This window comes from Deinococcus yavapaiensis KR-236 (assembly GCF_003217515.1).
Taxonomy (GTDB): Bacteria; Deinococcota; Deinococci; order Deinococcales; family Deinococcaceae; genus Deinococcus_A; species Deinococcus_A yavapaiensis.
The window spans coordinates 291,406-298,107 of record NZ_QJSX01000005.1 but is presented as its reverse complement, the minus strand read 5'-3'; the positions used below and the strand labels follow the sequence as shown (position 1 = coordinate 298,107).

Sequence of the window (6,702 nt, the reverse complement as noted above, 5' to 3'; positions counted from 1 at the left end):
CTGGTCGCCTTGCCGATGCCTGCGTTTGCTCAAACCGACGATACCGGCACCACGACCGACACCACGACCGGAACGACCGACACGACCGGAACGACTGATACGACCGGGACGGGTACCACGAACAATACGAACGACAACGGCAACGACTTCCCGTGGGGCCTGCTCGGACTGTTGGGCTTGGCGGGCTTAGCGGGTCTGCGCCGCAACGAGCGCCGTGAAGTGCACCTCGGCGGTCCGACCGACGGTCCTCGTCGCTGACGGACGTGTCACACGAGAAGCGCCCCACGTTTACGAGGGGCGCTTCTCGTGTGCCGGCGTCACGTGACGCCGGGCCTGAAGTCGTCCGTGCCTCGCGCTCTGCGTATCACGCCGAGACGATCAAGTACTCTCGGGATCATCATGGTGCGGTTCGTCGGCGGCCAAGCCGCCCGCGTCGATCCAAGCGCTCGAGGGCGTGCCCTCGGCTTTGGTCGTGACGTGCTGTCGCAGCGACCCCATCAGGGCCGACAGGTGCACGCGGGTCACGACGAGCGTCACGCTGCCCCTCAAGTACAACGCGCCGATGCTGTGAGCGTCGGGACGCTGCACGTCGCGCAGAAACACCGTGAAGGTGCGCCCACCCTTCTCGAAGCGCACGCGGTCCATCGTGCCGGGAACCCAGCGTAACGTCACGGTCGACGGACGAGGCGAGCCGTCGGGCCTCCCGCTCACCGTTGACGTCCTTTCTGGTCGGAGCCTTGCCCCATCATCGAGTCCGGGATGCTTCGCGCTCCGGCGCTCGGAACGGTTCGGGACAGCCCTGAGAACGTTCCGCACGCCGCCATCGCCGCGAGGATCACCTCGCTGATCGCTTGACGTGGGATCTCCGAGCCGTCGCGAGTGGCCAGCACGGTGCCGTCCAACTCGGCGCTGAACAGGTACTTATCGGTCGGCAAGTTGTCTTGGCACTGCCAGAAGAACGTCACGCCCTGAGCTTCCAACCTTTTCAACGGGCCGCGTAATCCGGGAGCGACCAATTCGCGCCATTCGCCATGAACGGCTATGTCCTGTAAATTCATTCCTCAAGGTACGCCGAACGGCGCTTCGGCGCGGTCTGCCAGTCGCCTATTACCGCGTCGTCACGAGCTTCGTCCACTCCTCCAGACGCGGCGCCGACAGGAGGGCACGCTTCACGAGAAGGAGGGCAGGGAGAACCAATGCGGTTCTCCCTGCCCTCCTTCTCGTGGGTGCCCGAATTACCAGCGGCTGTCGCGGCGAGGACGCTCGGCGTACTCGCTGACGGGGGCCGCTTTCGTCACGACGATGTTCCTGGCTTGCGGGCCTTTGCCGCGCTGGCCGGACTCGACCTCGAACTCGACTTCGTCACCTTCGTTGAGCTTCTTGAAGCCGCTGCTTTGAATCGCGCTGAAGTGCGCGAACACGTCGGGGCTGCCCGTCATTTCGATGAAGCCGAAGCCTTTTTCCGCGTTGAACCATTTCACTTTACCAACAGCCATGTCCTGCTCCTCGTGTTCCACAAACGAAGACGCGCACCGTGATTACCTCGGTGCGCGCCTCATTCGCTGCGTCCAATGGAAAACTACTTCGTCAGCTTACCGCCGGAGGCCGCTTCCAACTCCGGCTGTACCCACAAATGGCGCTCGTTGTCTCTAAAGGCGCGGCGACGAACGTCGGCATCCCGCGAACTCTCGTCGAGGCGCACTGGCGAATACCCGAAGAGGGGCGGAGTCGAGCGTCGACTCGTCTCTCATGGTAGGAGGGGAGTCTGATGGTCAACGCGCGTTCGCCGCCAAGCTCCCCTCGCTGGCCGCGACCTACCGCCAGCCTCGTATCATGGGCGCCGTCGAATTCGCGCGTCGAGGCTCACGTCGCCTCGCCGGTCACGTGCTCGATCAGTGCGAGGTCCTCGTCGGTCACCAGGGGCCGCGCGGACGCCGCGACGTTCTGCTCTACCTGCTCTGCCGTCTTGCCGCCCGGAATCGCCGCCGACACCGCCGGGTGGTTCAGCACGAACCGCAGCGCGAGTTGACCCATGCTGCGCTCGGCGGACGTCAGCGGGCGCAGTCGCTCGGTCTTCTCCAACTGCTCGCGGTACCACGCTTCGCGCGGCCAGCCGTGACGAACGTCGCCTTCGGGAAACGTCGAATCGGACGTGAACTTTCCGGTGAGCAGACCCATCCTCAGCGGTCCGCGGACCACCACGCCGATTCCTCGCTCCTGACAGTACGGCAAGACCCGGTCCTCGGCTCGGCGGTTGAGCAGGCTGTAATCGAGTTGCACCACGTCGAGGGTGCCGTCACGATCGAAGGCCTCGACGTACGCGGGGTCGTCGGTGGACACGCCGACCGCGCGCACCCGTCCTTCCTGCTTGAGCCGCGCGAAGGCCGTCAGGAAGGCGTCCGTCTCGCGCTGATCGTTCCACCAGATGTGATCGAAGTACACGTCGATGTAGTCCGTCTCCAGGCGCCGCAAGCTCTCCTCGAAGGCATGGACGACCTTCTCCGGTCGGTCGTAGACGGGTTCGCGTCGCGGGTCGCGGTGATGGCCCATCAAGCCGCCCTTCGTGGCCACCACGACGCGGTCGCGCCTGCCTCGCAAGACCCGAGCGACGAGTGTCTCGCTGTGGCCGTCGCCGTAGACGTCGGCCGTGTCGATGAAGTTCACGCCGAGCTCCAAGGCGCGTTCCATGGCTCGGATGGAGGACGTGTCCTCGACCGGCCCCCAAGCGTCCCCGCCGATGGCCCAGGCGCCGAACCCGATCTCCGAGATCTCGATGCCCGTCTTGCCCAAGGTTCGATAGTGCATGTCGTCCTCCTGAGGGCACAGGGTACGCTCGCGCCGCCGAGACGTGCTGCGCGAGGCATGAAGGTCGCATTGTTTCTTCGCGGCCCAGGCGGCGATGCGCGAGTCTGGAAGCGTCAGGGGGTGCCGATGGCTTGAAGTTCGCGCAACGCGCTTTGCGCGCGGGTGATGCCCGTCCGCACGACGTTCACGTCGCGGTTCACGTTGACGGCGCTCAGCAAGTCCGCCAAGGCGGCTTGCGCTTCACGAAAGCCGCCAGGGTCGAGTTGACGCAACAGTGATGCCGCCCCGAGTTCCGCTTGGGCTTGCCGTGCGGCGCTGACGGCGGCGGCGTGGCTGGTGGCGTTGCCTTGCTTGGCGCGCTCGTACTCGAGGTCCACGATTTCCAACGCGCCGGACGCTTTGCGGGCGTGCTGGACTGCTGGAGCCACGATGGTCGCCAAGGTCGGGTCGGGAGCGGTGACGCGCCCCGTGAGGAAGCCGAGCGCGAGTCCCACGAGCAGGGCCAAGGCGACGAGGAGCGGGCTGAGGTTGCGTTGACGGCGATAAAGCATGGCGGTCATTCTCCCGTGTCACGACGCGCAACGCCAAGGGCGCTCGCCTCGCCCGTGACGTCACTGCTCGACGATGAGGGCCACTTGGCCTTCGAGGCGAAGATTGTCGGTCATTTGCCGCAGAAGCGCGGCCGGTTCGTGCAGGTGGGCGTAGTCACGCAGGCGCGAAGCGGTGAGGGCGGCGACGTGAGGCGCGACGGCACGCCCGGCGAGCAGGACGGTGAGTTGCCGAATCGCGTCGTGCGGCGTGCCGTTCAGGACGAGAGCGTCCTCGAAGCGCAGCAAGCGCACGCCTCGGTTGTCGAGGACGAGCGCGGCGTGCTGTTCGACGCGCCGTAGAAGCACGCGTCGCGCGCGGGTCGCGACGAACAGGCTGTGGTGGGCGCCGCTGAACACGAGGCGCGTTTGGTCGCCCAGCACTTGCCGAGCTTGCTGCTGCAACTCGTCCGCGTCGAGCGCCCGGGTGCGCGCGCTGAGGGGGTGCGCGCCCGTGGCGACGGCGCGCAGGCGGCTTTCGCGGGCGCTGTACTCCGTCTCGACGCGAAGCGACGCCGGGTCCGCGCCGAGCCGCACGGCTTCGTCTCCGACTTCGCGTTCCAAGAGGTCGGCCACCGTGGGGTCTTGGCGGGTGACGCTGCGTTCGCGCTCCACGCGAATGACCGCGAGCGCCGCGCCGATGCTGGAAATGACGTCGCTGTGCGGAATCGGCAAGAAGGACGCGCCGAGACGCCGAGCGACGACCGGGCCGAGGACGCTCGCCGCGCCGCCACCCCCGTAGATCGGCGCGCCTCGAAGGCCGTACTCGCGAGTGAGGCTGTGCACCGTCTGCGTCAGCTTCTCGGCGCTGGCTTCCAAAACCGCTTGCGCGGCGGCCTCCATGCTCGCGCCGAGGTGCTTTCCGAGCAGGGCGAGCGCGATTCGCGCGCTTTCCCGCTGCGCGTGCGCGTAGCCGCCTTCGGGAATCGCGCCGAGGGCGTTGGCGGCGCACGTCGGCGTGATGGCGTAGCGCGCCCCGTTCGACGTGCGCAGCACCGCGTAATCGGCGGGGTCGCCCGGCGCGGGGGCGATGAGTTCCAAGGAAGCGCCGACGAGGAGTTCGGGCGGGGTGAAGCTCGCGTAGGCGAGCCCCGCGATGTGCGCGCTGCGCGGCCCGACGTCCTCGATGCGCCGACCCTTGAGGCGCACGAGGCTGCCGCCCGCGACGCCCGCGATGCGGATGTCGGCGGCGCGCAGACCCGTGGGAACGTCCATGACCGTCATGTACTTCAAGGCGGGCTGGCCGTCCTTGATGACGCCGATGTTGGTGCTCGTTCCGCCGACTTCGAAGAACACGCCGTCCATCACGCCGTGCGAGAGGATCGCGCCGCCGAGGCTGGCGGCGGGGCCGCTCACGACGGTGTTGAGGGGCGTCTCCTCGAACGCCCGGAGGTCGGCGGCTCCACCGTCGCCGCGCACGATCAGCAGCGGAACGTTCGGCAGCAGTTCGTGCACGGCGTTGCGTACGTGACGCGCGGTTCGAATCATGGTGGGCAGGATGCTGGCGTTGACGGTCGCGGAAAGGGTGCGCATCTCGAGGCCGTACGCGCCCGACAAGTCGCTGCCCAGCGTCACGGGGTAGTCGGCCGAGCGGGCGAGATCGCGCGCCCGCTGCTCGAAGCTCGCGTCGTCCACTCCGAACGCTTGGGAGACGGCGACGACCCCGACGCCTTGCCCGCGCCAGGCGTCCAAGACCGCTTGGACGCGAAGGTCGAAGTCGGGAGCGTTCGTGGCGACGAAGGCGTGCCGAGCGTGGAGGCCCGCCGGTGGGCGGGTGACGTTGTTGACGCGCCGCTCGTCACGCGCGTCGCCCAAGGCGAGGATGCCGACGAGGGCGGTGTCTCTTTCCAGCAAGGCGTTGGTGGCCTGCGTGGTGGAGTGCGCGACGAGCATCGGCCGCGCGTGTGGCGGCAATTGACGCAGAAGGGCGCGCAGCGCTTCGAGGACACCGGCGGCCACGCCGAGGTCGTGGCGGTGCGTGGTGGGAACGTGCGACACCGCGAGGATCTGTCCGGCAGGATCGAGGGCGACACCTTTGGTGAAGGTGCCGCCCACGTCGATCCCGATGCGCACGGGAAGGGTGACTTCAGCGGTCAAGGCGCCTCCAGGTCATGAGTGCGCTTTGCGCTTGAAGCGCTCACCCTCGCGCAGCCGCAAGACCGCGTATCCGACGACGTACACCAGGATCATCAGTACCTGCGCGGCGAGCGTTTCGACGGTCGGGTGCAGACCGGTGAGGGCGGCGACGTTCGGATCGAGGGTCGGGACTTTGCCGTAGAGGTTCGTGACGGGCAGCCATCCGGCTTCTTGAAAGGCGCGCACGCCGTTGCCGACGAAGGCGACCGCGAAGAGGGCCGTGACCGCCACCAAGATCGGGAAGAGACGTTGGGTCGGAACGCGACGTCCCAAGCGGAAGATCACGGCGAACACCACGGCGAGCGCGAGCACGGCGAGGGCGACGCCGAGGTACATGTATCCCATGACGGGGCCGCTGGCGACGGCGAGCGCTTGGTAGAACAGCACCGTCTCGAAGCCTTCGCGGTAGATGGTCGTGAAGGTCACGAGGGCCACCGCGCCGAGGCTGCCGCTTTGCACGGCTTGCGAGACGCGGGCGCGCATGAATTCCGCGCTGCGCTTGCGGTCGCCTTGTTGCAGCATCCAGAAGGACAGGTAGAAGAGAATTACGACGGCGATGGCGCTGGTGATGGCGCTGATGAGTTCGCGCGACACGGGCGCGATGGACAGCAGGTACGTGGCGGCGTACCACGTGACGGCCGTGGCGACGAGCGCGGCGAGCGCGCCGTACCACACGCCGCCGCGCAAGCGGTCGTTGCGGGTGCTCGCGAGGTACGCGAGAATCGCGGCCATCAACAACGCCGCCTCGAGCCCTTCGCGAAAGAGGATCGTGAAGCCGCCGGTGGCGGCCAAGGTGGGCGCGAGAATCCCGGTGCCGCTGACGATGCTTTGCGCTTTGCGCAAGCTTTCGTTGATGTCCCCGGCGATCTTTTGAAGTTCGCCGATGCGAGCCCCGCTCTTCATGCCGTTGCGCAGGTCTGCGAAGCGGTACTCCATCTCCAAGATCAAGTCGGGGTTGAGGACGCGCAGGGGGGGCTCGGCGTACTCGAAGTGATCGAGGTACGCGGAACGCGCCGTGCGGAAGGCCTCGTCGGTCTTGCCGGCCTCGTACTCGCGCAAGCTCTGGGCGACGAGGTCGTGGGCGGTGCGAAGTTCGGCGCTGACGTCGACGTCGCCGGGAGCGGCGAGCGCGACTCCGAGGAGCGTCAAGAGCAAGGCGAGAAGGCGGCGCATC

The 6,702-nt window shown here is 67.4% G+C and carries 8 protein-coding genes; 1 reads left to right on the top strand and 7 read right to left on the bottom strand.

What is annotated here, in order from left to right; all coding sequences use genetic code 11:
* Window positions 1-258 (top strand): WGxxGxxG family protein (locus DES52_RS08750; protein WP_425451119.1); only part of this gene is annotated, 258 nt, incomplete at its 5' end.
* 120 nt (window positions 259-378) lie between these two features.
* On the opposite strand, the gene DES52_RS08745 is transcribed toward DES52_RS08750, so the two are convergent.
* The 7 genes from DES52_RS08745 to DES52_RS08715 all read right to left on the bottom strand — a co-directional run bounded on the left by DES52_RS08745 (window position 379) and on the right by DES52_RS08715 (window position 6,701).
* The gene (locus DES52_RS08745; protein WP_245900838.1) at window positions 379-672 is read right to left on the bottom strand and encodes a hypothetical protein; all 294 of its coding nucleotides are present in this window, start codon (window positions 670-672) and stop codon (window positions 379-381) included.
* A 35-nt stretch (window positions 673-707) separates the two neighbouring features.
* Entirely contained in the window at window positions 708-965 is a 258-nt protein-coding gene (locus tag DES52_RS08740) for a hypothetical protein (RefSeq protein ID WP_146237225.1), read from the bottom strand.
* 270 nt (window positions 966-1,235) lie between these two features.
* Window positions 1,236-1,496, bottom strand: coding sequence for a cold-shock protein (locus DES52_RS08735; RefSeq protein ID WP_110886397.1), 261 nt, complete (start codon window positions 1,494-1,496; stop codon window positions 1,236-1,238).
* A gap of 367 nt (window positions 1,497-1,863) precedes the next feature.
* Window positions 1,864-2,805: an aldo/keto reductase gene (locus DES52_RS08730; RefSeq protein ID WP_110886396.1), complete on the bottom strand. Its 942-nt coding sequence runs from the start codon at window positions 2,803-2,805 to the stop codon at window positions 1,864-1,866.
* A 113-nt stretch (window positions 2,806-2,918) separates the two neighbouring features.
* Entirely contained in the window at window positions 2,919-3,356 is a 438-nt protein-coding gene (locus DES52_RS08725) for a hypothetical protein (protein WP_146237224.1), read from the bottom strand.
* A 60-nt stretch (window positions 3,357-3,416) separates the two neighbouring features.
* Complete coding sequence (locus DES52_RS08720; protein WP_110886394.1) at window positions 3,417-5,489, bottom strand: hydantoinase/oxoprolinase family protein; 2,073 nt, start codon at window positions 5,487-5,489, stop codon at window positions 3,417-3,419.
* A gap of 12 nt (window positions 5,490-5,501) precedes the next feature.
* Window positions 5,502-6,701: an FTR1 family iron permease gene (locus tag DES52_RS08715; RefSeq protein WP_110886393.1), complete on the bottom strand. Its 1,200-nt coding sequence runs from the start codon at window positions 6,699-6,701 to the stop codon at window positions 5,502-5,504.
* Between the last annotated feature and the right edge of the window lies 1 nt (window position 6,702).

Coding starts and splice junctions, on each gene's coding strand:
- DES52_RS08735 (WP_110886397.1), bottom strand. CDS start 1,496: ATGGCTGTTGGTAAAGTGAAATGGTTCAACGCGGAAAAAGGCTTCGGC.
- DES52_RS08730 (WP_110886396.1), bottom strand. CDS start 2,805: ATGCACTATCGAACCTTGGGCAAGACGGGCATCGAGATCTCGGAGATC.
- DES52_RS08725 (WP_146237224.1), bottom strand. CDS start 3,356: ATGCTTTATCGCCGTCAACGCAACCTCAGCCCGCTCCTCGTCGCCTTG.
- DES52_RS08715 (WP_110886393.1), bottom strand. CDS start 6,701: ATGCGCCGCCTTCTCGCCTTGCTCTTGACGCTCCTCGGAGTCGCGCTC.